Below are 22,800 nucleotides of genomic sequence, written 5' to 3'. Positions count from 1 at the left end.
TCAAATACGGTCCTGATGGGGTCTCTTCGGTAATGCTGGTCTGGTCATGAACGACCAGACGCCGACGATCAAGCCGACACGTCATCACGTGTTACGGGTTATCCGACGTGCGCTGGCGAAAAGCTGGGACGACTCGATCTTCTCGGAGTCGGCGCAGGCGGCGTTCTGGTCGGCGTTGTCCCTACCGCCCTTGCTGTTGGGCATGTTGGGCAGCTTGGCGTACGTGGCCCCGTTGTTCGGTCCCGAAACGCTGCCGATGATCCAGGAACAGCTGATCGGGACGGCGAAGAACTTCTTCTCGCCGAACGTGATCAACGAGATCATCCAGCCCACCGTCCGCGACATCGCGGTCGGTGCCCGCGGCGAGGTGGTGTCCCTAGGGTTCGTCATCTCGCTGTGGGCGGGCTCGTCGGCGATCTCGGCGTTCGTCGACGCGGTCGTCGAGGCCCACGACCAGACGGCGCTGCGCCATCCGGTGCGGCAGCGGTTCTACGCCCTCGGGCTGTATCTCGTGATGCTGCTGTTCGTCATCGCGACCGCCCCGGTGGTCGCCATCGGACCGATGAAAATTGCCCAGCACATCCCCGAGACCTGGTCCAACGCAATGAAGTACGGATACTGGCCGGTGCTGCTGCTCGGCATCGTGCTGGCCGTGACGGTGCTCTACCGGGTGTCGCTGCCCAAACCGCTGCCGACCCATCGGCTGCTGTTCGGCGCGGTGCTGGCCACCGTGGTCTTCGTGGTGGCGACGGTGGGACTGCGGTTCTATCTGACCTGGATCACCGAGACCGGCTACACCTACGGCGCGCTGGCGACGCCCATCGCGTTCCTGCTGTTCGCGTTCGCGCTGGGCTTCGCGATCATGCTGGGCGCCGAACTCAACGCCGCGATCGAAGAAGAGTGGCCGGCGCCGGACACCCATGCCCGGCGCCTGCGCGAATGGCTCGAGGAGAAGGCCGAGACCCTCACCAACGATCAGCCCGTAGAGCAGGTCGAGCCGCCGGCCTGACCGGCTACGGCTATTTCTTCATCTGTTCGTAGATGCGCTTGCAATCCGGGCACACCGGCGAACCCGGCTTGGGTGACTTGGTCACCGGGAACACCTCGCCGCACAGCGCGACGACGTGGGTGCCCATGACGGCGCTCTCGGCGATCTTGTCCTTCTTGACGTAGTGGAAGTGCTTAGGTCGGTCGTCGTCCGTACCGTCGTCGACCTGTTCATCGGAATCGGTACGTTCGAGGGTGTCGGTCTGCATGGATTCATTGTGCACCTGCGGAAACCGGCCGGTGTTATTGCGGCCTACCGGCCGGGGCGGCACTGAGCCAGATGTGGGACAGTAGAAGGATGAAACACGGCCCTGAGCTGAGTTTCGACGACGACGGTCGGCCGGTCCTCATCACTCGCGCAGCACCCGCCTACGAGGAGCAGCACCGCGCACGCGTCCGCCGCTATCTCACGATCATGTCGTTCCGCGTGCCGGCGCTGTTGCTGGCCGCCTGGGCCTACAGCATCTGGCACAACGGCCTGATCTCGCTGGCCATCCTCATCGCGTCCGTCCCCCTGCCCTGGATCGCGGTGCTCATCGCCAATGACCGGCCGCCGCGCAGTGCCCAGGAGCCGCGCCGCTACGACGCCGCCCGGCAGGCGCCCATGTTCCCGACCGCTGAGCGCCCCGCCATCGAGGACCGGCACCCGGTCATCGACGGCGATATCGAGCCCTGACGCGTACCTGAGTTTCCTTCTTTCTCCTTTCTAAGGACATTCTCAGGTCGAAGCGGAAAAACCGCAGGTCAGAGGCCATGAGCGGAGACGGCCTCGGGAACTTCTCCTACCGCTTCGGCGTTGAAGCAAGTGACAGTTCGAGAGCTGAGCACGAGCAGGAGGCCGCAAATGGCAAAAGCCACCACACGCCGTATCGATTCCGACCTTGACGCCCAGAGTCCCGCCGCGGACCTGGTGCGCGTCTACCTGAACGGCATCGGTAAGACCGCCCTGCTCAACGCCGAGGACGAGGTGGAACTGGCCAAGCGCATCGAGGCAGGCCTCTACGCAGCCCACCTGCTGGAGACCAAGAAGCGACTCGGCGACAACCGCAAGCGTGACCTGGCGGTCATCGTCCGCGACGGCGAGGCCGCGCGCCGGCACCTGCTCGAAGCCAACCTGCGCCTCGTGGTCTCGCTGGCCAAGCGCTACACCGGCCGCGGCATGCCGCTGCTGGACCTGATCCAGGAAGGCAACCTCGGCCTGATCCGGGCGATGGAGAAGTTCGACTACGCCAAGGGCTTCAAGTTCTCGACGTATGCCACCTGGTGGATTCGCCAGGCGATCACCCGAGGCATGGCCGACCAGAGCCGCACCATCCGGCTCCCCGTCCACCTGGTCGAGCAGGTCAACAAGCTCGCACGGATCAAGCGTGAGATGCACCAGAACCTGGGTCGCGAGGCCACCGACGAGGAACTGGCCGAAGAGTCCGGTATCCCCGTCGAGAAGATCAACGACCTCCTGGAGCACAGCCGCGATCCGGTGAGCCTGGACATGCCGGTCGGCACCGACGAGGAAGCGCCGCTCGGCGACTTCATCGAGGACTCGGAGGCGATGTCGGCCGAGAACGCCGTCATCTCCGAGCTGCTGCACACCGACATCCGGCACGTGCTCGCCACCTTGGACGAGCGCGAGCAGCAAGTGATCCGGCTGCGGTTCGGCCTGGACGACGGCCAGCCCCGGACCCTGGATCAGATCGGCAAGCTGTTCGGCCTGTCCCGTGAGCGGGTCCGGCAGATCGAGCGCGAAGTCATGTCGAAGCTCCGCAACGGCGAGCGCGCCGAGCGGCTGCGGGCCTACGCCAGCTGATCGGACCACCCCCACAACCGCACACCCCGTGGTGCCCGCCGGATAACCCGGCGGGCACCGTTTTTGGTGGCCGGTCCGCCCACTGCCGGTCGCCGCAGGAATCACACGGTCGGTCGGCCGTGGTGGATGCCTGTTGACCCGGCCAAACCGGTAAGCTGAGCACCGGCGGAGGCCCTGGAGGATTTGGCATGAACGATCTGATCGATACCACCGAGATGTACCTGCGGACGATCTACGACCTCGAAGAAGAGGGCGTGGTACCGCTGCGTGCGCGCATTGCCGAACGACTCGAGCAGAGCGGCCCCACCGTCAGCCAGACGGTGTCGCGGATGGAGCGCGACGGGCTGCTGCACGTCGCCGGTGATCGCCACCTGGAACTTACCGACAAGGGCCGCTCGCTGGCGGTGTCGGTGATGCGCAAGCACCGGCTTGCCGAGCGGCTGCTGGTCGACGTCATCGGCCTGCCGTGGGAGGAAGTCCACGCCGAGGCATGCCGCTGGGAGCACGTCATGAGCGAGGACGTCGAACGCCGGCTGGTCCAGGTGCTCGACAACCCCACCACGTCCCCGTTCGGCAACCCGATCCCGGGTCTCGCCGAACTCGGCGTCATCCCGACCGGCGACTCCGACGTCAGCCTGGTCCGGCTCACCGAGCTGCCCACCGGATTCCCGGTCGCGGTCCGGGTGCGCCAGCTGACCGAACACGTCCAGGGCGACATCGAGCTGATCGCCCGGCTCAAAGACGCCGGCGTCGTGCCGAACGCGCGTGTCACGGTGCAGGCCACCGAGCACGGCAGCGTCATGATCGTCATCCCCGGACACGAGCAGGTCGAGTTGCCGCACCACATGGCCCACGCGGTCCGGGTCGAGAAGGTCTGAGGACCGACTCCCCCGTCGCTTCGCCCGCCTCGAGCGGCTCATGCCGATCTGCCGAAGATGCTGCGCGGCGGCATCTGCACGCCGAGGCGCTCCGCCAGTTTGTACCCCGTGAGCGCGAGTTCACGGATGCGGTCCGGGCGCATGCCGGCCTGTAACGCCGAGTCGAGCATGCCTGCCATCCGGTGCGTGCTGTCGACCTCCAGCGCCGCCTGCAGTGCCACCCCGGCGAGCGGTCCGTCACCGCGGGCATAGGCACTGAACGCCAGCAACACCAGCGCCTCCACCCGCCACGGCGCCGGCAGGGTGCGGGTCAGCGACGCCCACACCGACTCGGCTGCGGCGGCGTGCTCGCCGACCGCCAGCGCGTACAGCGTGTCGCGCACCCGCGAGTCCGCCACCGCACAGGCCAGGCGCACCGCGTCGTCGTCTGGCAATGGCGCCCCCTCCGGCGAACCAGTGGCGCAGGCCACCGCATGCTCGACGTCGGCGCGCACCTCGGCATCGGGGCGGCCGCCGTAATCGACTGCGGCAGAACGCTTTTCGATCACCGGACGCAACGCCTCGGCACGCCGTTCATCCGTGACGGCGACGACCTCGACGAGGTCCGCGCGCCGGGCGTAGAGGCGCCGGCCGTCGAGCACCGCGGCCATGGTGACCGGAGACGACTCGGGATCCTCGACGACGCCTGCGTTCCCGCAACCGTCGGCGCAGTGCCAGCGGCCGCCGGCCGCCACGCGGTCGACCACGTGCACCGCGAACAGCTCGATACCGTGATCGGACAACGCCTCGCCGAGTTCGTGGCTCACGTCGCGGTACAGGTCCGCGCACATCGGGCAGTCGACGCTCTGGTCATCGACGATCACCGCGATGGCCGCGTCGGCGTCCGCCGCGGCGGCCATGTCGGACAGATGTCCGAGGGCGTCGGGCAGCGCGCTGAAGAATCCTTCGGACAGGTCCACGCGCAGGACCGCACCCATCTCACCGCCGATGATGGTGACGAGCACCAGCGACTTCTCCGGCGCAAACCCCAGGACGGCGGGCACCGCCGCGATCAGGGCGCCGGGCCGGTTCAGTTGGAAATCGAATGAGCTGAAAGTTGTCATGCCCCAGAAGGTGGCAGGGCGGGCCGTCAGGAATCGCCGGTCGATGCGGCCGGGCGGACGGGTCTGTGGATGAACTCGGATCTGTGGATAGCCGGCGCCGACCGAGGTGTTTCCGCAAAGTTCGCCGACGATCGGGCTGCATGATCGCCCGCACCGTGCCAACCTGGCTGTCATGGGTTCCACGCAGGAGTTCGACCTCGTCGTCATCGGATCCGGCCCGGGTGGGCAGAAGGCCGCCATCGCCGCCGCCAAGCTGGGAAAATCCGTCGCAGTGATCGAGCGCGGGCGCATGCTCGGCGGGGTCTGCGTGAATACCGGAACCATCCCGTCCAAGACGCTGCGCGAGGCAGTCGTCTATCTGACCGGGATGAGCCAGCGCGAACTGTACGGGTCCAGCTACCGCGTGAAGGAGCGGATCACCCCCGCCGATCTGCTGCGCCGGACCACCCACGTCATCGGCCGGGAACAAGACGTGGTCCGCAACCAGCTGCTGCGCAACGGGGTCGAGCTGTTCGAAGGGCACGGCCGATTCCTCGATGCGCACACCCTGGTCATCGAGGACCCCAGCCGCGACGAGAACGTCACCATCACTGCGCGATACGTCGTCATCGCGACCGGCACCAAGCCCGTACGCCCGGCCGGAGTGAAGTTCGACGAAGAACGTGTCCTGGACTCCGACGGAATCCTGGACCTCAAGAGCCTGCCGCAGTCGATGGTGGTGGTCGGCGCCGGAGTCATCGGCATCGAGTACGCGTCCATGTTCGCCGCGCTCGGCACCAAGGTCACCGTGATCGAGAAGCGTCCGACGATGCTGGACTTCTGCGATTCCGAGATCATCGAGTCCCTCAAGTTCCACCTGCGCGACCTTGCCGTGACGTTCCGGTTCGGCGAAGAGGTGACCGCGGTGGACGTGGGTCCCGCGGGTACCTTGACCACGCTCGCCAGCGGGAAGCAGATCCCCGCCGAGACAGTCATGTACTCGGCCGGCCGGCAAGGGCAGACCGAGCACCTCGACGTCGAACAGGCCGGCCTCGAGATCGACAGCCGCGGAAGGATTTTCGTCGACGACAACTACCAGACCAAGGTCGACCACATCTACGCCGTCGGTGACGTCATCGGCTTCCCCGCACTGGCCGCAACCTCGATGGACCAGGGCCGACTGGCGGCCTATCACGCCTTCGGCGAACCATGTAAGGGCATGACCGAGCTGCAGCCGATCGGCATCTACTCCATTCCCGAGGTGTCATACGTCGGCGCCACCGAGGTCGATCTGACCGACGGCTCGGTCCCCTACGAAGTCGGGGTGTCGCGCTACCGGGAACTGGCCCGCGGGCAGATCGCCGGCGACTCGTACGGGATGCTCAAACTGCTGGTGTCGACCGAGGACCTCACCCTGCTCGGCGTGCACATCTTCGGTTCCAACGCCACCGAACTGGTCCACATCGGCCAGGCCGTGATGGGCTGCGGCGGCACCGTGGAGTACCTGGTCGACGCCGTCTTCAACTACCCGACCTTCTCCGAGGCCTACAAGGTCGCCGCCCTCGACGTGATGAACAAGCTGCGGGCACTGAATCAGTTCAAGACTTAGGTGCTGCAGCCGTCGTCGGGGGCGCCGGTGGCCCGGTCTGCGGGGCCGCCCTCCTGGGCGCGCTGATACAGCACCTGGACCTGCACGTCGAACGGCGACGAGTACGACAGCTCGTTGCCGCTGCAGCCACCGCCCTGCAGTCCGCCGACCACTCCCCTGATCTCTGCCGCCGACACCCACGGCGAGCCGCTCGTGCCGTCGACCAACCCGGGGCAGCGCACCGCCGGGAAACCGCGGTCCGGACGCGACGTCGGCCCGCTGCAACTGACCTGCGCCCCGCCGTCTCCGAGCGGGTATCCCGTCACCGTGATCGGAACGTCCGGCCCCGGTGCCGCGCCGAGCACGAAGCCGCCGCCGGCGGCATGTTCCAACGTGTCGGTCGTGGCCGCGCCGCCGTGGCTGACCCGGGCGATCGCGAAGTCCGCGGCCGGGTCCTGGCGTCGGACCCAGCGCGGGTCGAGGTACACCGCGTCGATATGCCAGAAGTCCCCGGGGACGCCGCTGCGGTAACCGGGCGCGAACGTCGCGTCGAACGACGCATCCAGGCAGTGTGCTGCGGTGATGATCAGATTCCCGGCCAGCGAATCGAGCACCGCGCCGCTACAGGTGTGCACCGAATCGCTCCCCAGGAACACCGCACCGACGCGCGGGTCCGGGCGTGGCCCCGGGACAGCGGCCGAACCCGCGGTGACGGCACCGACGTCACCAGTACGGGGGTCGGCCTTGATCGTGGCTGGGCTGCACGCAGTGGCCAACAGCGCGACGAATGCGCTCACGGCCAGCCGGGTGCCCAACATCTGACCGATCTTGCCCGATACCAACTGTCAGAGCAGCACCTGGTGCACCATGGCGAACTGCGGGGCGGCACCGGGAACAACGCGAGAATGCGCGACACTTGTAAGGAGACACATCCAGCGCGGTGTGGCACGCAGTACGGCAAGGAGTGTGAAGGTGAGCGAGCACGACGGGAACCCGCCCGACGCGGGCGGCCAGCGGCCCGACGACCGCCAGGGCCAGCAGTACCAGCCCGAGCAGAGCGGCATGTACGAGCTGGAGTTTCCCGCACCCCAGTTGTCCGCCGCCGACGGCCGCGGACCGGTGATGGTGCACGCCCTCGAAGGTTTTTCCGACGCGGGCCACGCCATCCGGCTGGCCGCCGAGCACCTGAAGAACACGCTCGACACCGAGCTGGTCGCCTCGTTCGCCATCGACGAACTGCTGGACTACCGGTCGCGCCGGCCGCTGATGACGTTCACCACCGATCACTTCACCAAGTACGACGACCCCGAGCTGAACCTGTACGCGCTGCACGACACGGCAGGGACGCCGTTCCTACTGCTTGCCGGCATGGAACCGGATCTGCGCTGGGAGCGTTTCATCACGGCGGTGCGGCTGCTGTCCGAACGGCTCGGTGTCCGCCAGGTCATCGGGCTGGGCGCCATCCCGATGGCAGTCCCGCACACCCGGCCCGTCACGATGACCGCTCATGCCGGCAACAAGGAGCTCATCGCCGACCACACGCCATGGGTGGGCGAGGTCCAGGTTCCGGCCAGTGTGTCGAACCTGTTGGAGTACAGGATGATTCAGCACGGCCATGAGGCTGTGGGCTTCACCGTGCATGTGCCGCACTACCTGGCGCAGACCGCGTATCCGCCGGCCGCCGAGGCCCTGCTGGGTGAGGTGTCCCGGATCGCGTCGCTGCAGATTCCGCTGCACGCGCTGTCGGAGGCGGGCGCCGAGGTGTACACGAAGATCAGCGAGCAGGTGGAGGCCAGCTCAGAAGTCGCTCAAGTGGTCAGTGCACTGGAACAACAGTACGATTCGTTCGTCGCTGCTCAGGAGAATCGGTCGTTGCTGGCACGTGACGAGGAACTACCCAGCGGCGACGAGCTCGGCGCCCAGTTCGAACAGTTCCTCGCCGAACAGTCCGGTGACGGTTTCACCGATCCCCGCCCAGGCGACGACGGCACTGCCGGCGACTGACCCACGCGGTCGGCCTCGCCGACACGATGGGAAGGAGCGACGATGCCCGACGGAAAGCCCACCCTGCATTCTGTGCGTGATGTGACACCCCGCCTGGAATTTCGCACGATCCACGGCTACCGACGGGCATTTCGGGTGGCCGGCTCCGGCCCGGCGATCCTGCTGATCCACGGCATCGGCGACAACTCCACCACGTGGGAAACCGTGCAGAAGCGCTTGGCCCAGCGGTTCACCGTCATCGCCCCGGATCTGCTGGGACACGGCCAGTCGGACAAACCGCGCGCCGACTACTCGGTGGCGGCGTACGCCAACGGCATGCGGGACCTGCTCAGCGTGCTGGACATCGAACGGGTGACGGTCGTCGGGCATTCGCTGGGCGGCGGCGTGGCCATGCAATTCGCCTACCAGTTCCCGCAATTGATCGATCGTCTGGTGCTGGTGGGTGCCGGCGGTGTCACCCGTGACGTGAACATCGCACTGCGCGTCGCGTCGATGCCGTTGGGTACCGAGGCCCTGGCGTTGTTGCGAATTCCGTTGGTACTGCCCGCGCTTCAACTCGCCGGGCGTCTCGGCGGCGCACTGCTCGGGTCGACCGGACTGGGTCACGACCTGCCGAACATGCTGCGGATTCTCAATGATCTGCCCGAACCCAGGGCCTCATCGGCCTTCGGCCGGACCCTGCGCGCGGTGGTCGACTGGCGCGGCCAGGTGGTCACGATGTTGGACCGATGTTATTTGACCGAAGCCATTCCGGTGCAATTGGTTTGGGGCACACACGACGCTGTCATCCCGGCCGCCCACGGAGAACTGGCGCATGCCGCGATGCCGGGTTCCCGGCTGGAGTTCTTCGACAACTCGGGACATTTCCCATTTCATGACGACCCCGATCGATTCGTGGCGCTCGTCGAGAATTTCATCGACACGACCGCGCCGTCGGTCTACGACCGCGATGCCCTGCGCGGCCTGCTGCAGGCCGGCGTCACAACAAAGGCGATGGACGCCTCGTTCGACATGAAAGCCGCGGTGTTCGACGCGCTGGAGACCGACGAACGCAGCGCGACCTAGCTGCCGTCAGCCCGGCGACGTCACGCCGCGGTGTGCGCGCAGCGCCTCGATTTCGCGCTCGAAGTCCTCGGCGGACGAGAACGAGCGGTAGACCGACGCGAACCGTAGATAGGCGACCTCATCGAGGTCGCGCAGAGGACCGAGGATCGCCAATCCGACCTCGTGGCTCGGCACTTCGGGAGATCCGGTGGCCCGCACCGCATCTTCGACCTTCTGCGCCAATTGGTTCAGGGCATCGTCGTCGACCTGCCGACCCTGGCAGGCGCGCCGTACACCCTTGATCACCTTGTCCCGACTGAACGGCTCGGTGACGCCGCTTCGTTTGACCACCGCGACCACGGCGGTTTCGACCGTGGTGAACCGGCGACCGCATTCCGGGCACGACCGGCGACGCCGAATCGCCTGCCCTTCATCAGCTTCTCGTGAATCGACCACACGCGAGTTCGGATGCCGGCAGAACGGACAGTGCATCACCGCTCCTTCGCCGCACCGACAATCGACCGTTTCGAACGGTCTCGAGCCTACCCGTGCCGCTCGGGCGCGGCCGGGCGCCGTGCCGATCAGGGTGCGCACGGGCTGACCTCAGCCGACCGGGGCGATCAGCGTCTGCCCGGCGTCCAGGGCGACCGACGGCAGCTTGTTCAGTTCCTTGATGCGGTCGACGACGGCGCTGACGGGCGCGTCGGGAGCCACCCGCCGGGCGACCTGCTGAATCGACTCACCGGTCTGCACCCGGACCACGGCGAGCTGCGCGGGCACCGACGCCGTCGACGCGGTCGGCTGGACGGCCTCCCCGAACTGCGCCACCAGGCCCAGCCACACCGTGATCCCCGCCGCGACCAGGGCCAGGATCACCGTGGTCAGCGGGGTGATCGGGTTGCTCCGATGCGAGGCGCGGGAGGTCAGCACGCCGGTACCGCGGTGCCGGAATGCCGCACCCGAGGGACGGGAACCGGCCGGCCGCAGCCGGGCCTGCCGGTGCCGATTCACAGCTGCGCGCCGAGGCACGGCACGGACGACGACGTCGGTCGGGTATTCGCGGGTGATGACGGTCATGTCGGTTCCTCTCAGAAGTTCGTACATAGGTTCGATAGCTCGTATGTTCGACTATATCGCCCAAACGTTCGAACGGTAGAACATGTGATCGAACTGTTGCGAACGATACGACGACCCACCGACAAGTTGCGTGCCGCGACTTCGACCCCGCTTTCACCACGTCACGACCAGATCTCGGGCGCGACACGCCGACCAACCCGATCTCGAACACATGTTTGATGAATCGTGTGCACTGGGCTAGATTCGTCCCTATGAGCGACAGCACCGAAACCCCGGACGCCCAGCCAGGCGGACGGTCCAGCAGCCTCACCGAACGTCAACGGACCATCCTCGACGTCATCCGTACCTCGGTGACCACGCGCGGCTACCCGCCCAGCATCCGGGAGATCGGCGACGCGGTCGGCCTGACCTCCACTTCCTCGGTGGCTCACCAACTGCGCACACTGGAGAAGAAGGGCTATCTGCGCCGCGACCCGAACCGCCCGCGCGCCGTGGATGTCCGGGGCACCGACGAGACGAACGGCGCCACCGTCACCACCGATGTCGCCGGTTCGGACGCGCTGCCCGAACCGACCTTCGTCCCGGTGCTCGGCCGGATCGCGGCCGGCGGTCCGATCCTCGCCGAAGAGGCCGTCGAAGACGTCTTCCCACTGCCCCGTGAACTCGTGGGCGAAGGCTCGTTGTTCCTGCTGAAGGTGGTTGGCGAGTCCATGATCGATGCCGCGATCTGCGATGGCGACTGGGTCGTCGTGCGGCAGCAGAACGTGGCCGACAACGGCGACATCGTGGCGGCGATGATCGACGGCGAAGCCACCGTGAAGACCTTCAAGCGCACCAAGGGCCAGGTGTGGCTGATGCCGCACAACCCGGCGTTCGATCCGATCCCAGGCAACGAAGCGGTCGTCCTCGGCAAGGTCGTGACCGTCATCCGCAAGATCTGACGCCTGCCAGACCTACAGGTGAGCCCCGCTGCAGTCGCTCGCAGCGGGGCTCAGCCGTCGGTGCCGTCAGCCTCGGACGAATCCGTTGGTGACCGCGAAGTCCTCACTGGCGAACCAGATTTCGACGTCGGCCTCGTCGTATCCGGGAGTGCCCGGCACCCAGTACAGGCCTGACTTGGTGTTGGCCTTGATGCCATAACCTTCGGGCGGCTCCGCACCGGTCGCGACGCGGAACGACATCTGCGCGGTCTCGGGCTCTTCCGCACCCAGGGCATGGTGCCTGCCACTGGCCGGACCGGCCGCCGCGGCGTCCTCCGCAGCAGTGTCGTCGGTAGGCGTGTCGTCCGCAGACGGCTCGGTCGACGGTTCGCCTGCCGGGACGTCGGCCGGCTCAGGTTCGAGGACGTGTTCCTCGGGCTCGTCGGCTTGCTCTTCGGCAGCCGGCGCAGCCCACACGCGGTCGCCGGGGTTCCGTGGCCGAAGGCCCGCGAAGCCCGCCAGCCCGGCCGCCGTCAGGCCCGCCGCCGCGCCACCACGACGCAATGCGTCCGGAAGCTGCACCGAAACCGTCGGCTCGTCGGCGGCCTCGTCAGCCGGAACGTCTTCGGGGGTCTCGACCTCTGCAGCGGTCTCGGGCTCGCTCTCGGACATCTCGTCCGCGGGCTGCTCAGCCGTGAAATCGGGGTACACCGTCGGCGCGGTGTCGATGACATCCGGGTTGCTCTGGAAGGCCGGGCCGCCGTGCGGATTGTCGAACTGCTGGTCCTCGGCCGCGAATTCGTCGGCGTACTCCCCCTCGTCGGCCGGGGCGTACTCGCTGTCGACGCCGCCGTCCGCGTACTGCGGGTCGCCGTACTCCCCGTCGCCGAACTCGTGGTCGTCGTAGTCGTACGCGTCCTGGTCGTCGAAGGCTTCCTGACCGGCGCGACGCCGACGCCGCAGCAGCGTCGCGATGACGATGCCGACCACCACCAGCAACAGCGGGATGATCGCCAGCAGCCACCACCAGTGGAACTGGTACCACTTGCCGGACTGTTCGGACTGCGCGCTCACGCCGCCCGGCACGTCGGCGCTGGGCACCTGCAGACCGCTCAGCTGCGACGCCAGCTCCGCCGGTTCGGTGCTGAACGAACGGCTGGACTTGTTCCACGAGATCGAGCCGCCCGTGAACTTCTGGCTGACGACGTCGCCGCTGACGGTTTGGTCGGCGGTCGGCGCGCCGAGCTTGCCGGTGGCACCGCCCAGCTTGTCCCAGGCAGCGTTCACTGCGCCGCGGACGACGAACGCGCCGTGGTCGGGCGTCCAGAAGATCGTCGGGTTGTCCGCGGCGGCGAACGTCGCGATCCGACTCTTCGGCGACACGCCGCCGTCGGTCTCGTTGCTCGCCGGGAATCCGAGGTCGCCCTGCGGCCCACCAGCCGCGCGGTACTTGGCCAGCACGTCGCCGGTGACCGCGTGGGCACCGGTGGCCGGCGAATAGAAGATGGTGCCGCCGGCGAAGTTCTGCGCCACCCCGTCGCCGACCTTGTACTGGGCACCCTGCTCGTCGCCGAGGGGACCCTGCGACCCGCCGGCCGCCCGGCGCGCCGCGGCGATGGCCGACGTCGCATCACCCGGCACGTCCACCCCGGTCAGCTGGCCTGCCAGGTCGGCGGGCGTGGTGGTGAATGCCTTGGTCTTGGCGTTCCAGCTCACCTCACCGCCGGTGAAGGGCTGCGAGACGACATCGCCCTTCCAGGACTCGTCGGCGGTGGGCACGCCGAGGGTGCCCGCCGATCCGCCGAGCTTGTCCCAGGCGACGTTGATCGCACCGCGGACCACCCAGGCGCCGTTGTCGGGCGTCCAGAAGATGACCGGCTTGTCGGCAGCACTGAACGTGCTGTTCCGGCTGTTGGTGGCCTTCCCCGCGCCCTCGTCGATGGTCGGGAAGCCGAGATCGCTGTCCGCGGCGCCGCCGAGCGCCTGATATTTGTCGAGAATTGCGCCGTAAATCAGATGGGCGCCGGTGCCCTCGGTGAAATAGATCTTTCCGCCCGCGAAGTTCTGCGCATAGCCTGCGCCGACCTGGTACACGTCACCGTCTTTGGCGCCCAGCTCGCCTGTGTCACCGCCCGCGGCATCCCACGTGTGGGATATCGCCGTGTCTGCGGCGTCGCTTTCCGGTGTCGCGAGCGCCGTCGGAGCCATGAGCAATGCCACCGCGACGGAAAGGGCACCGACACCAGCCCATCCGCCACGGGTTCGCAGCCCGGTCATCGAATTCCTCCCGCGGTTGGCAAAACTCCGGATACAAATTCCGTCAGACAAACTCTCGTGATCGAGAGATTCTGTCAACTTTGCTTCAGTTCATGCCCATCGTGCGGGATATCCGGCGTTATCTGCCTAGTGTGTCGCGGTTCGTTATGCGAATAAATTCGCATCCGCAATTCGTTAAACGCCCAATCCGCGGCCGATGATCTCCTTCATGATCTCGGTGGTGCCGCCGTAGATGGTCTGGATCCGCGAGTCCAGGAATGCCCGCGCAATGGGATATTCACGCATATAGCCGTAGCCGCCGTGCAGCTGCAGACACCGGTCGACCAGGCGGACCTGCGCCTCCGTCGAATACCATTTGGCCATCGCCGCCTGGTCGATTGTGAGCTTTCGATCGAGATGCAGGCGAATGAACTCGTCGACCATGATTCGGACCGCAGTGGCCTCGGTCGCCAGTTCGGCCAACACGAATCGACTGTTCTGGAAGCTGCCGATCGGCTTGCCGAACGCTTTACGCTCCTTGGCGTATTGCAATGTCGATTCCAGCACGGACTCCATGGCGGCGGCCGCCATCACCGCGATGGAAATGCGCTCCTGAGGCAGGTTCTGCATCAGGTAGACGAATCCCATGCCCTCCACCCCGAGCAAGTTCTCGGCCGGAACTCTGACGTCGGTGAACGACAATTCCGCGGTGTCCTGCGCGTCGAGGCCGATCTTGTCGAGATGACGGCCGCGTTCGAAGCCCGCCATGTCGCGCTCGACCATCAGCAGGCTGAAGCCCTGCGCGCCCTTGTCGGGGTCGGTGCAGGCCACCACGATCACAAGGTCGGCGTGAATGCCGTTGGTGATGAACGTCTTCGAGCCGTTGAGCACGTAGTGATCGCCGTCTTTGACCGCGCGGGTCTTGATGCCCTGCAGGTCACTGCCGGTGCCCGGCTCGGTCATGGCGATGGCACAGATCAGTTCGCCGGTGCAGAACCCGGGCAACCAGCGCTGCTTCTGCTCCTCGTTGGCCAACTCCAGCAGGTACGGCGCGATGACGTCGTTCTGCAACGTGAAACCCAGACCGCTGTGCCGTCCCGCCGCGGTTTCCTCGCTGACGATGACGTTGTAGCGGAAGTCCGGGTTGCCACCGCCGCCGTATTCCTCCGGCACTGCCATACCCAGAAAGCCCTGTTTACCGGCCTCGCGCCAGACCTCGCGGTCGACGATCTTGGCCTTCTCCCATTCCTCGCGGTAGGGCTCGGCGTGCCGGTCCAGGAACGCGCGGTACGACTCCCGGAACAGTTCGTGCTCGGGTTCGAACAACGTGCGGTCGTACTTGATGACACCCATGCGAGACCTCCGGTACTGGATAAGTTTGGCAACAACTTATCCCAACCGGGCGGTTGGTTGTGAGGGGGACCACACCCGGCGCGCCGCCGGGTGTGGCTGGGTAGGTGCGGCTAGGCCGAATGGCCGCACTCCTCAGCGCGGCTCGTACCTCGCCGCTTGATCGTCGTACGACTATCGGGACTGCGAACGTCCCGACTGCGAACGACCCGACTGCGACCGTCCCGACTGGGTACGACCCGACTGCGACTGGGCGCGCCCGGGGGCCTGCAGACCGCCCGAACTGCGGCGGCGACGCTGCGCCTGACCCGCGGTCGCGGTCTTGGCCGGCCGGTTGCCGCCGCGGGGTGCGGGAGCTTCCTTGGGTGCCGGCGCGCGGTACGGCGCGATCTCGCCGACCAGGGCCTGCACCGGCGCCGAATCGGCCACGACTTCCTGCGGCCGGGCCGTGATGCCGGCCTTGCGCAGCAGCTGCTGGGCGTCCTTGCGCTGCTCCGGCAGCACGACGGTGACGACGTCACCGGCGCTGCCGGCGCGGGCGGTACGTCCCGAGCGGTGCAGGTAGGCCTTGTGCTCGGCCGGCGGGTCGACGTGGACCACGAGCTCGACCTCGTCGACGTGCACGCCACGGGCCGCGATGTCGGTGGCGACGAGCACCCGCGCCTCTCCAGCGCTGAACGCTGCGAGGTTGCGGTCACGCGCCGGCTGGGACAGGTTGCCGTGCAGGTCGACCGACGGCACACCGGCTTCGGTGAGCTGCCGGGCCAGCTTGCGGGCCTGGTGCTTGGTGCGCATGAACAGGATGCGCCGGCCGGTGCCGGACGCCAGCCGCTGCACCAGAGCGTTCTTCTCTGCGGCACCCGAGACGTGGAACACGTGGTGGGTCATGGCCGGCGGCGGCGCGTCGATCTCGTCGACCGAGTGGGTGATCGGGTTGGACAGGAAGCGACGGACCAGCTTGTCGACGCCGTTGTCCAGGGTCGCGGAGAACAGCATGCGCTGCCCGCCGGACGGGGTCGCCGCCAGAATGCGGGTGACGCCGGGCAGGAAGCCCAGGTCGGCCATGTGGTCGGCCTCGTCCAGGACGGTGACCTGGACGGCGTCCAAGGTGACCAGCTTCTGCTTCATGAGATCTTCGAGGCGGCCCGGGCACGCGATGACGATGTCCACGCCGCCGCGCAACGCGTCGACCTGGCGGTTCTGCGAGACGCCACCGAAGATGGTGGTCACCTTCAGACCGAAGGCGCTGGCCAGCGGCTCGACGGTCGCGGCGATCTGGGAGGCCAGCTCGCGGGTCGGGGCCAGCACCAGACCGGTGGGACGCGACGGACGCCGCGAGACGCCGCTCAGCCGCGATACCAGCGGAATGGAGAAGGCCAGGGTCTTGCCACTGCCCGTGCGGCCGCGGCCGAGGACGTCCCGGCCGGCCAAAGTGTCGGGCAGGGTGCTGACCTGGATCGGGAACGGCGCGGCGATGCCGCGGCCGGCGAGGGAGGCGACGAGCGCCTCGGGGACGCCGAGTTCAGCGAACGACGACGATTGTTCTTCAGACATGGATAAAGACAGCCTTTCCGGCACGGTAGGTCGACAATGCCGGCGGCAGTATCGGTCGCCGCGAGAAATGCTGGTGCAGAGGGAACTGAAGGCTCTCAGCCGTTCCACGACGTGATCAGCGGGCGTGTCCTGCATGGATGCGCAGCTGATGTTGGTCAAAGCTTAGTGCCGAACAGGGCGTATCGCTGACCACCGCACCCCATTCGGCCGTCCCAGGATCGAAAGACCTTGCCCCGCAAGAGGTATCGCGATGGTGTGATTTCACCCACCACCATCGGAGCGCCGAGCAGGCAAAAATCGACACACCCGACAAATTTTCGGCAAACGCCGGGTACCGGTCCGGTCGCAGTGCGACGATGCGAAACAGGAGCCGATTATCGGGGTCGGCGACGTCCGAAAGGGGGCGAGGATGCGCACTTTCGGACGCACCATCCCCGCAGCGGTGGCCGTGATGCTGACGGTGCTGAGCACGGTTCTGCTGGGCGTGGTGTCGATGGTGACGGCCGCGTTCACGCTCGCCGCGACCGCGCTGATCGTCCCGGGCACCGGCACACCCAACGCCAACATCGTGGCGGGCTACATGCAGAACGCGGACAACTACTACATCGCGCCGTTCAACCCGTTGTGCACACAGCCGAGCTGCACGCTGACCGGCATCAACTATCCCGCCCAGTTCTGGCCGATCCCACTCCCCGGCTGGGGTGGCCTGTCCGGCGCCAAGTGGAACGTCTCGACTGGTGAGGGCATCGCCCACCTGGACACCGCCCTGACCGCCGCATTGCCCACCGCGACGCCGGCCAACCCCGTCATCATCTTCGGCTACTCACAGGGCGGCAACATCGTCAGCCGAGAGAAGGCCACCCTGGGCGGTCTGACCCAGGCCCAGAAGGACGCACTGGCGTTCGTCATGATCGGCAACACCAACCGGCCCAACGGCGGACTGTTCGAACGGCTGGCCTTCCTCGGCACCGTGCCGATCCTGGACGTGACGTTCGGCCTGCCCGCACCCACCAACACCGGCATCAAGACCACCGACATCGCGTTCGAGTACGACGGCGTCTCCGACTTCCCGCTGTACCCGATCAACCTGCTCGCCGACCTCAACGCCATCGCCGGATTCTGGTACACCCACGGCACTTACCTGGCGCCGAACGCCAACAGCGACGTCGGAGAGATTCCCGACCTCGAATACACGCCCGCCGAGCTGAACGCGGCCCTCACCGACCCGAAGAACCAGACCGTGTACGGCGACACCACCTACATCACCATCCCGACCAAGACCCTGCCGATCGTCCGGCCGTTCCTGGAATTCGGCGGCTTCACCCACACCAGCTTCATCATCAAGCCGATCGTCGACCTGGTCGCCCCGGTGCTGCGGGTACTCATCGACACCGGCTACGACCGCAGCCTGAGCCCCGGCGTCCCGGCGCCGTTCCGGTTGATCCCGCTGATCAACCCGATCACGCTGACGGTGGACCTGATCAACGCCGCGGGTGAGGGCGTCAAGGCCGCGGTCAGCGACATCACCGGCGGCAAGGTGCAGCTGCCGATCGCCGCGACACCCGTGCCGGCCCCGACGACGGTCGCGGCCCGGAACGTGTCGAGCACGCCCAAGGCGGTGTCCGCCACCCCGACCGGTGACACCAAGCTCGCGCCCGTGACGACCCCGAAGCTGTCGACCACGGACACGACGGATCCGAAGGGCGCCGAGGCCAAGGACCCCGACACCAAGACCCCGGACGTCAAGACGCCCGACACCAAGACGCCCGACACCAAGACCCCGGACACCAAGGTCACCGACCCGAAGACCACCGACACCACCGACCCGAAGCAGGATCCGAAGCCCGGCACCGATTCGACCACCAAGGGCGGCCCGGCCAAGGACGGTCAGACCACGGCGACCGACAAGGCCAAGAAGCCGAAGAAGGACAAGAAGACCCAGACCCCCAAGGCGCCCAAGCCGGCGAAGGCCGCCGCCGAGAAGGCCGAGAAGCCGGCGAAGGCTGCCGCCTGACTCAGGCGGTGACGAACTCGCCGAGGCTGGCGGCCAGCGCCATCGGTACCCAGCCTTTGATCCGGGTGCCGTCGGCGGTGTGCTCGGTGGCCTCGACGCGGCCTTCCGCGTGGACGCGGGCGACGAGGTCGCCCCGGTCGTAGGGAATGGTCACGTCGACGGCGGCGTCGGTCGGCTCGACCAGTTCGCACATGCGCAGCCGCAGCCGGTCCAGACCCTCACCGGTGTGGGCCGAGACGAACACCGCATCCGGCAGGGCCCGCCGAAGATGGGCCAGCGCAAGATCGCCGGCGGCGTCGATCTTGTTGACCACCAACAACTCTCGCGGTGCCGCGACGTCATATTCGGCCACCACCTCGCCCACGACCTTGCGCACCGCGTTGATCTGCGCCAGCGGATCGGCGTCGGCGCCGTCGACGACGTGCACCAGCAGGTCGGCGTCGACGACCTCCTCCAGCGTCGAGCGGAACGCCTCGACCAGCTGGGTCGGCAGGTGCCGCACGAACCCGACGGTGTCGGTCAGGGTGAAGGGCCGGCCGTCGTCCAACTGGCCACGGCGTGTGGTGGGTTCGAGGGTGGCGAACAGGGCGTTCTGCACCAGCACCCCGGCGCCGGTGAGCGCGTTGAGCAGGCTGGATTTGCCGGCGTTGGTGTAGCCGACGATCGCGACCGACGGGGCGTCGCTGGCCCGGCGACTGTGCCGCTGGGTGTCGCGAATCTTCTTCATGTCCTTGATCTCGCGGCGCAGCTTCGACATGCGCTCGCGGATCCGTCGCCGGTCGGTCTCGATCTTCGTTTCACCCGGGCCACGGGTACCCACACCGCCGCCGGCACCACCGGCGCGACCACCGGCCTGCCGGGACATCGACTCACCCCAACCACGCAGCCGCGGCAGCATGTACTCCATCTGGGCCAGCGACACCTGAGCCTTGCCCTCACGGCTGGTGGCGTGCTGGGCGAAGATGTCGAGGATCAGCGCGGTCCGGTCGATGACCTTGACCTTCACCACTTTTTCCAGCGAGTTCAGCTGGGCGGGGCTCAGTTCACCGTCGCAGATGACGGTGTCGGCGCCGGTGGCGAGCACGGTCTCGCGCAGCTCCAGGGCCTTCCCGGAGCCGATGTAGGTCGAGGCGTCCGGTTTGTTGCGGCGCTGGATCAGGCCTTCGAGCACCTCGGAGCCCGCTGTCTCGGCGAGGGCGGCCAGCTCGGCCAGGCTGTTGTCGGCGTCGGCCGACGTCCCGTCGGTCCACACGCCGACCAGCACCACGCGTTCGAGGCGCAGCTGGCGGTATTCGACTTCGGAGATGTCGGCCAGTTCGGTCGACAGGCCGGCGACGCGGCGCAGTGCCGCACGATCTTCGAGCGCCAGTTCACCGACGCTAGGGGTGTTGTCGGGATCAAAAGGATAAGTCATAAGTAGTTATCGATGGTGCCCGCAAAGTCAGCGGGCCGCATCTGAATTTCCTTCATTCTCATGCCACCACTCGGCGGCCAGTTCTCCGTGCGCCAACAACACCGACGGCCCGCGCAGGAAACTGGTGCTCTCGGTGATGGTCACGCTGACCTCGCCCCCGGGAATCACCACCCGCAGACTTCCGGTGTCGGCGCCGGTGTGGTTCAGCGCCGCGAGCGTCGCGGCCACCGTTCCGGTTCCACAGGAACGGGTTTCGCCGACCCCGCGCTCGTGCACCCGCATCGCCACCAAGCCCTCGACCGGCGCGGTCAGGATCTCGACGTTGACGCCCTCGGGGAACTGCTCGGCGTCGAAGGACACCGGGGCCGCGACATCCAGCGCGTTCAGGCCGGCCACGTTCAGCGACGGGTCGACACAGGCCAGGTGCGGGTTGCCGACGTCGACGGCCAGGCCGTCGAAGGTGCGTCCGGCGACGACCGCCTTGCCGTGGCCGAACGAACGGGCCTTGCCCATCTCGACGGTGACCTCGGCGTTGACCGCGTCGGCGGCGTGCAGCACCACCGGCCGCGGCCCGGCCAGCGAGCCGACGACGAATTCGTTGCGATGCTCCAGACCGGACGCCCGCAGGTAATGCGCGAAGACGCGGACGCCGTTGCCGCACATCTGCGCGATGGAGCCGTCGGCGTTGCGGTAGTCCATGTACCAGTCGTCGGCGGCGACCCCGTCGGGAAGCTGGTCGAACACGCCGGCGTTCTGCGCCGCCCCGGCCTTCGTCACGCGCAGCAGGCCGTCGGCCCCCAGTCCGCGGCGCCGGTCACACAGCGCGGCGACAATGGCGGAACTGATCGGCAGCTGTGCCTCTATGTCGGGCAGCACCACGAAGTCGTTCTGAGTGCCATGCCCTTTGGAAAACCGCACACCCTCAGCGTACGTGGCGCCAGATCCGCGCGACTTCGGCCGCGTTCCCGTCGGCGTCGCCCGCCAGCCAGGTGATGCGGTGATCGCGGCGGAACCAGGACCGCTGCCGGCGGACATAGCGGCGCGTGCCGATGAACGTCCGCTCCTGCGCCTCGGCCATCGCGGCCTCGTTGCCGCCGGCGTCCAGCGCGGTGAGCACCTGCGCGTAGCCGAGGGCCCGGGCCGCTGTCACCCCGTCGCGCAGGCCGCGGGCCTGCAGGGCCACCACCTCGTCGACCAGCCCGGAGGCGAACATCAGGTCGGTGCGGCGCTGCAGCCGGTCGTCGAGAATCTCTGTGTCCCAATCCAATCCGACGATGAGGGTGTCCCAGCGCGGGGCGCCGATCTGCGGCGCCGACGCCGCGAACGGCCGGCCGGTGATCTCGACGACCTCCAATGCCCGCACGATCCGCCGGCCGTCGGTGTTCAGGATCGACGCGGCGGCGTCGGGATCGACCCGCGCCAACTCGCCGTGCAGGGCCGTGACACCGATCTCGGCCAGCCGGCCCTCCCACCGGGCCCGCACCGTCGGGTCGGTCGCCGGGAACGACCACTCGTCGAGCAGCGACTGGATGTACATCATCGACCCGCCGACGATCACCGGCACGGCGCCGCGCGCGGCGATGGCCTCGATGTCGGCCGCCGCGGCCGCCTGGTAGTTCGCGACGGTCGCGATGTCGGTGACCTCGAGCACGTCGAGCTGGTGATGGACGATGCCGCGCCGCTCGGGCACCGTCAGTTTGGCGGTGCCGATGTCCATGCCCCGGTAGAGCTGCATGGCGTCGGCGTTCACGATCTCGCCGCCCAACTGTTCGGCCAGATCCAGCGCCAGGGCCGACTTGCCGGTGCCGGTGGGCCCGACGACCGCGATGGGCCTCACGCGGGCACCCAGGTGCCGACGAAGTAACCGACGCCGTAGGGCGCGCCGCGGTACAGCTCGGTCGCCTTCGGGTCCGCGCCGGCCAGCCCGGCGAGCGCCTGATAGGCCACCCGGCCCAGCACGCCCGACAGCCCGGTGATCGCGGCCACATCGCCGGTGGCCAGTGCGTCGTCCCAGTGCGCTTGGCGCGCAACCGAATCGGGGTCGAAGCCGCCGGGCGCCGCGGCGGTCAGGGTGTTCGCGCCATCGGCGACGACCAGCACCCCCACCGGATCGGTCGCAGCGTCCAACTCGTCACGCAGCGCACGGCCGCGCTTCAGCGCTGCCTCCGGCGCCAGATCGTCGGCGAGCACCCGCACGTCGACCGATGCTGCCGGGCTGACGCTCCCCCGCAGCCAGCCGGCGATCAGCGCGCACAACGGCAGTGGCCGCGGCTCGCCGGTCGCGTCGGGTGCGAGCATCACCCGGACGTCGGCGCCGTATCCGGCGAAGCTGCCGACCGCGTCAGCGGGCACGTGGGCGCCCTGCGGACCGACGCCGACCGCCACCCAACGTGACGGCAGGATCTGCGCGGCAGACCGCACCGCGGCCGTCAGGCCGGCCAGTTCGACGGCGGCGCCGGAGGCCAGCTCAGGCACCAAAACGGGAGCCGACGGGACGATCGCGATATGTGTCAGGCCGGCGCTACGCACGCGTCCACGCTAACGAGTCCGGCAAACGCCTGCGCAGACGGCGCGTCGACCTGTTTGAATAGCGTGCGAGTACCAGATGACGGCGCCGCGTCGCGCGGCAGAAGCGTGGGTCACCCTGCGCGCGGGCATGAGGAGCACGAATATGACCACCACCGAACCCGGCAACACCCCCAAACCGACTCCTCGGCCCGGTCCGCCGCGCCCCGGTCCCCGGCCCAGCCCGAGCCCGAGCCCCAACC

At 67.8% G+C, this 22,800-nt stretch carries 21 protein-coding genes; 9 read left to right on the top strand and 12 right to left on the bottom strand.

The window, feature by feature from the left end; translation table 11 throughout:
* The first annotated feature begins 46 nt into the window (after window positions 1-46).
* On the top strand, window positions 47-1,009 hold the full coding sequence (locus TL10_RS15150) for a YihY/virulence factor BrkB family protein (RefSeq protein ID WP_043986230.1): 963 nt from the start codon (window positions 47-49) through the stop codon (window positions 1,007-1,009).
* A gap of 10 nt (window positions 1,010-1,019) precedes the next feature.
* On the opposite strand, the gene TL10_RS15145 is transcribed toward TL10_RS15150, so the two are convergent.
* Complete coding sequence (locus TL10_RS15145) at window positions 1,020-1,256, bottom strand: DUF3039 domain-containing protein (RefSeq protein ID WP_029105322.1); 237 nt, start codon at window positions 1,254-1,256, stop codon at window positions 1,020-1,022.
* Window positions 1,257-1,345: 89 nt separating this feature from the next.
* Between TL10_RS15145 and TL10_RS15140 the strand changes: the two genes are divergently transcribed.
* The 3 genes from TL10_RS15140 (at window position 1,346) to TL10_RS15130 (ending at window position 3,729) form a co-directional block, all read left to right on the top strand.
* Window positions 1,346-1,723: a DUF3099 domain-containing protein gene (locus tag TL10_RS15140; protein ID WP_231575540.1), complete on the top strand. Its 378-nt coding sequence runs from the start codon at window positions 1,346-1,348 to the stop codon at window positions 1,721-1,723.
* Between the two features lie 168 nt (window positions 1,724-1,891).
* Window positions 1,892-2,851, top strand: coding sequence for a sigma-70 family RNA polymerase sigma factor (locus TL10_RS15135; RefSeq protein ID WP_043393846.1), 960 nt, complete (start codon window positions 1,892-1,894; stop codon window positions 2,849-2,851).
* A 188-nt stretch (window positions 2,852-3,039) separates the two neighbouring features.
* The gene (locus TL10_RS15130) at window positions 3,040-3,729 is read left to right on the top strand and encodes an iron-dependent transcriptional repressor DtxR (RefSeq protein ID WP_043393845.1); all 690 of its coding nucleotides are present in this window, start codon (window positions 3,040-3,042) and stop codon (window positions 3,727-3,729) included.
* A 38-nt stretch (window positions 3,730-3,767) separates the two neighbouring features.
* On the opposite strand, the gene TL10_RS15125 is transcribed toward TL10_RS15130, so the two are convergent.
* Entirely contained in the window at window positions 3,768-4,832 is a 1,065-nt protein-coding gene (locus tag TL10_RS15125) for a DUF4192 domain-containing protein (protein ID WP_043393842.1), read from the bottom strand.
* A gap of 172 nt (window positions 4,833-5,004) precedes the next feature.
* Here TL10_RS15125 and sthA point away from each other — a divergent pair, with 172 nt between their 5' ends.
* Window positions 5,005-6,420: a Si-specific NAD(P)(+) transhydrogenase gene (gene sthA / locus TL10_RS15120; protein WP_043394046.1), complete on the top strand. Its 1,416-nt coding sequence runs from the start codon at window positions 5,005-5,007 to the stop codon at window positions 6,418-6,420.
* On the opposite strand, the gene TL10_RS15115 is transcribed toward sthA, so the two are convergent.
* On the bottom strand, window positions 6,417-7,217 hold the full coding sequence (locus tag TL10_RS15115; RefSeq protein ID WP_043986290.1) for a trypsin-like serine peptidase: 801 nt from the start codon (window positions 7,215-7,217) through the stop codon (window positions 6,417-6,419). The genes sthA and TL10_RS15115 overlap by 4 nt on opposite strands.
* Window positions 7,218-7,461: 244 nt before the next feature.
* Between TL10_RS15115 and TL10_RS15110 the strand changes: the two genes are divergently transcribed.
* Complete coding sequence (locus tag TL10_RS15110) at window positions 7,462-8,403, top strand: proteasome assembly chaperone family protein (protein WP_043986289.1); 942 nt, start codon at window positions 7,462-7,464, stop codon at window positions 8,401-8,403.
* 42 nt (window positions 8,404-8,445) lie between these two features.
* The gene (locus tag TL10_RS15105) at window positions 8,446-9,468 is read left to right on the top strand and encodes an alpha/beta fold hydrolase (protein WP_043393838.1); all 1,023 of its coding nucleotides are present in this window, start codon (window positions 8,446-8,448) and stop codon (window positions 9,466-9,468) included.
* Window positions 9,469-9,474: 6 nt separating this feature from the next.
* Here TL10_RS15105 and nrdR read toward each other — a convergent pair whose 3' ends face one another.
* Window positions 9,475-9,939, bottom strand: a complete 465-nt coding sequence (gene nrdR, locus TL10_RS15100; RefSeq protein WP_043393836.1) for a transcriptional regulator NrdR — start codon at window positions 9,937-9,939, stop codon at window positions 9,475-9,477.
* Between the two features lie 111 nt (window positions 9,940-10,050).
* Window positions 10,051-10,524 carry a LysM peptidoglycan-binding domain-containing protein gene (locus tag TL10_RS15095; RefSeq protein ID WP_234711454.1) on the bottom strand — a complete coding sequence of 158 codons (474 nt, stop codon included), beginning with the start codon at window positions 10,522-10,524 and terminating at the stop codon, window positions 10,051-10,053.
* 251 nt (window positions 10,525-10,775) lie between these two features.
* Between TL10_RS15095 and lexA the strand changes: the two genes are divergently transcribed.
* Window positions 10,776-11,465, top strand: coding sequence for a transcriptional repressor LexA (gene lexA / locus TL10_RS15090; RefSeq protein WP_043393833.1), 690 nt, complete (start codon window positions 10,776-10,778; stop codon window positions 11,463-11,465).
* 66 nt (window positions 11,466-11,531) lie between these two features.
* Here the strand turns inward: lexA and TL10_RS15085 are convergent, their stop codons facing one another.
* The 3 genes from TL10_RS15085 to TL10_RS15075 form a co-directional block, all read right to left on the bottom strand.
* Window positions 11,532-13,721: a sunset domain-containing protein gene (locus TL10_RS15085; RefSeq protein ID WP_043986228.1), complete on the bottom strand. Its 2,190-nt coding sequence runs from the start codon at window positions 13,719-13,721 to the stop codon at window positions 11,532-11,534.
* A 174-nt stretch (window positions 13,722-13,895) separates the two neighbouring features.
* Window positions 13,896-15,053: an acyl-CoA dehydrogenase family protein gene (locus TL10_RS15080; protein ID WP_043393831.1), complete on the bottom strand. Its 1,158-nt coding sequence runs from the start codon at window positions 15,051-15,053 to the stop codon at window positions 13,896-13,898.
* A 171-nt stretch (window positions 15,054-15,224) separates the two neighbouring features.
* Entirely contained in the window at window positions 15,225-16,604 is a 1,380-nt protein-coding gene (locus TL10_RS15075; protein ID WP_043393830.1) for a DEAD/DEAH box helicase, read from the bottom strand.
* Between the two features lie 409 nt (window positions 16,605-17,013).
* Between TL10_RS15075 and TL10_RS15070 the strand changes: the two genes are divergently transcribed.
* Window positions 17,014-18,618, top strand: a complete 1,605-nt coding sequence (locus TL10_RS15070) for a PE-PPE domain-containing protein (protein ID WP_043986227.1) — start codon at window positions 17,014-17,016, stop codon at window positions 18,616-18,618.
* A gap of 1 nt (window position 18,619) precedes the next feature.
* On the opposite strand, the gene hflX is transcribed toward TL10_RS15070, so the two are convergent.
* Genes hflX through TL10_RS15050 form a run of 4 tightly spaced genes read right to left on the bottom strand, consistent with a single transcriptional unit; the run spans window position 18,620 to window position 22,561 of the window.
* A complete protein-coding gene (hflX, locus tag TL10_RS15065; RefSeq protein WP_043986226.1) occupies window positions 18,620-20,032 on the bottom strand; it encodes a GTPase HflX in 1,413 nt (470 codons plus the stop codon).
* Window positions 20,033-20,059: 27 nt separating this feature from the next.
* Window positions 20,060-20,950 carry a diaminopimelate epimerase gene (dapF, locus tag TL10_RS15060; RefSeq protein ID WP_043393827.1) on the bottom strand — a complete coding sequence of 297 codons (891 nt, stop codon included), beginning with the start codon at window positions 20,948-20,950 and terminating at the stop codon, window positions 20,060-20,062.
* Window positions 20,951-20,954: 4 nt separating this feature from the next.
* Window positions 20,955-21,869, bottom strand: coding sequence for a tRNA (adenosine(37)-N6)-dimethylallyltransferase MiaA (gene miaA, locus TL10_RS15055; RefSeq protein ID WP_043986225.1), 915 nt, complete (start codon window positions 21,867-21,869; stop codon window positions 20,955-20,957).
* Complete coding sequence (locus TL10_RS15050) at window positions 21,866-22,561, bottom strand: class III extradiol ring-cleavage dioxygenase family protein (RefSeq protein ID WP_082067954.1); 696 nt, start codon at window positions 22,559-22,561, stop codon at window positions 21,866-21,868. Before TL10_RS15050 ends, miaA begins: the two co-directional genes overlap by 4 nt.
* Window positions 22,562-22,800: the final 239 nt, after the last annotated feature.

This window comes from Mycolicibacterium llatzerense, from assembly GCF_000878195.1.
GTDB lineage: Bacteria > Actinomycetota > Actinomycetes > Mycobacteriales > Mycobacteriaceae > Mycobacterium > Mycobacterium llatzerense.
This window is presented reverse-complemented; position numbering and strand designations above follow the sequence as displayed.

Coding starts and splice junctions, on each gene's coding strand:
- sthA (WP_043394046.1), top strand. CDS start 5,005: ATGGGTTCCACGCAGGAGTTCGACCTCGTCGTCATCGGATCCGGCCCG.
- TL10_RS15085 (WP_043986228.1), bottom strand. CDS start 13,721: ATGACCGGGCTGCGAACCCGTGGCGGATGGGCTGGTGTCGGTGCCCTT.
- TL10_RS15075 (WP_043393830.1), bottom strand. CDS start 16,604: ATGTCTGAAGAACAATCGTCGTCGTTCGCTGAACTCGGCGTCCCCGAG.
- TL10_RS15080 (WP_043393831.1), bottom strand. CDS start 15,053: ATGGGTGTCATCAAGTACGACCGCACGTTGTTCGAACCCGAGCACGAA.
- TL10_RS15140 (WP_231575540.1), top strand. CDS start 1,346: ATGAAACACGGCCCTGAGCTGAGTTTCGACGACGACGGTCGGCCGGTC.
- TL10_RS15095 (WP_234711454.1), bottom strand. CDS start 10,524: ATGACCGTCATCACCCGCGAATACCCGACCGACGTCGTCGTCCGTGCC.
- TL10_RS15135 (WP_043393846.1), top strand. CDS start 1,892: ATGGCAAAAGCCACCACACGCCGTATCGATTCCGACCTTGACGCCCAG.
- TL10_RS15105 (WP_043393838.1), top strand. CDS start 8,446: ATGCCCGACGGAAAGCCCACCCTGCATTCTGTGCGTGATGTGACACCC.
- TL10_RS15125 (WP_043393842.1), bottom strand. CDS start 4,832: ATGACAACTTTCAGCTCATTCGATTTCCAACTGAACCGGCCCGGCGCC.
- TL10_RS15130 (WP_043393845.1), top strand. CDS start 3,040: ATGAACGATCTGATCGATACCACCGAGATGTACCTGCGGACGATCTAC.
- TL10_RS15110 (WP_043986289.1), top strand. CDS start 7,462: ATGTACGAGCTGGAGTTTCCCGCACCCCAGTTGTCCGCCGCCGACGGC.
- TL10_RS15115 (WP_043986290.1), bottom strand. CDS start 7,217: ATGTTGGGCACCCGGCTGGCCGTGAGCGCATTCGTCGCGCTGTTGGCC.
- nrdR (WP_043393836.1), bottom strand. CDS start 9,939: ATGCACTGTCCGTTCTGCCGGCATCCGAACTCGCGTGTGGTCGATTCA.
- lexA (WP_043393833.1), top strand. CDS start 10,776: ATGAGCGACAGCACCGAAACCCCGGACGCCCAGCCAGGCGGACGGTCC.
- TL10_RS15150 (WP_043986230.1), top strand. CDS start 47: ATGAACGACCAGACGCCGACGATCAAGCCGACACGTCATCACGTGTTA.
- hflX (WP_043986226.1), bottom strand. CDS start 20,032: ATGACTTATCCTTTTGATCCCGACAACACCCCTAGCGTCGGTGAACTG.
- TL10_RS15070 (WP_043986227.1), top strand. CDS start 17,014: ATGCGCACTTTCGGACGCACCATCCCCGCAGCGGTGGCCGTGATGCTG.
- TL10_RS15145 (WP_029105322.1), bottom strand. CDS start 1,256: ATGCAGACCGACACCCTCGAACGTACCGATTCCGATGAACAGGTCGAC.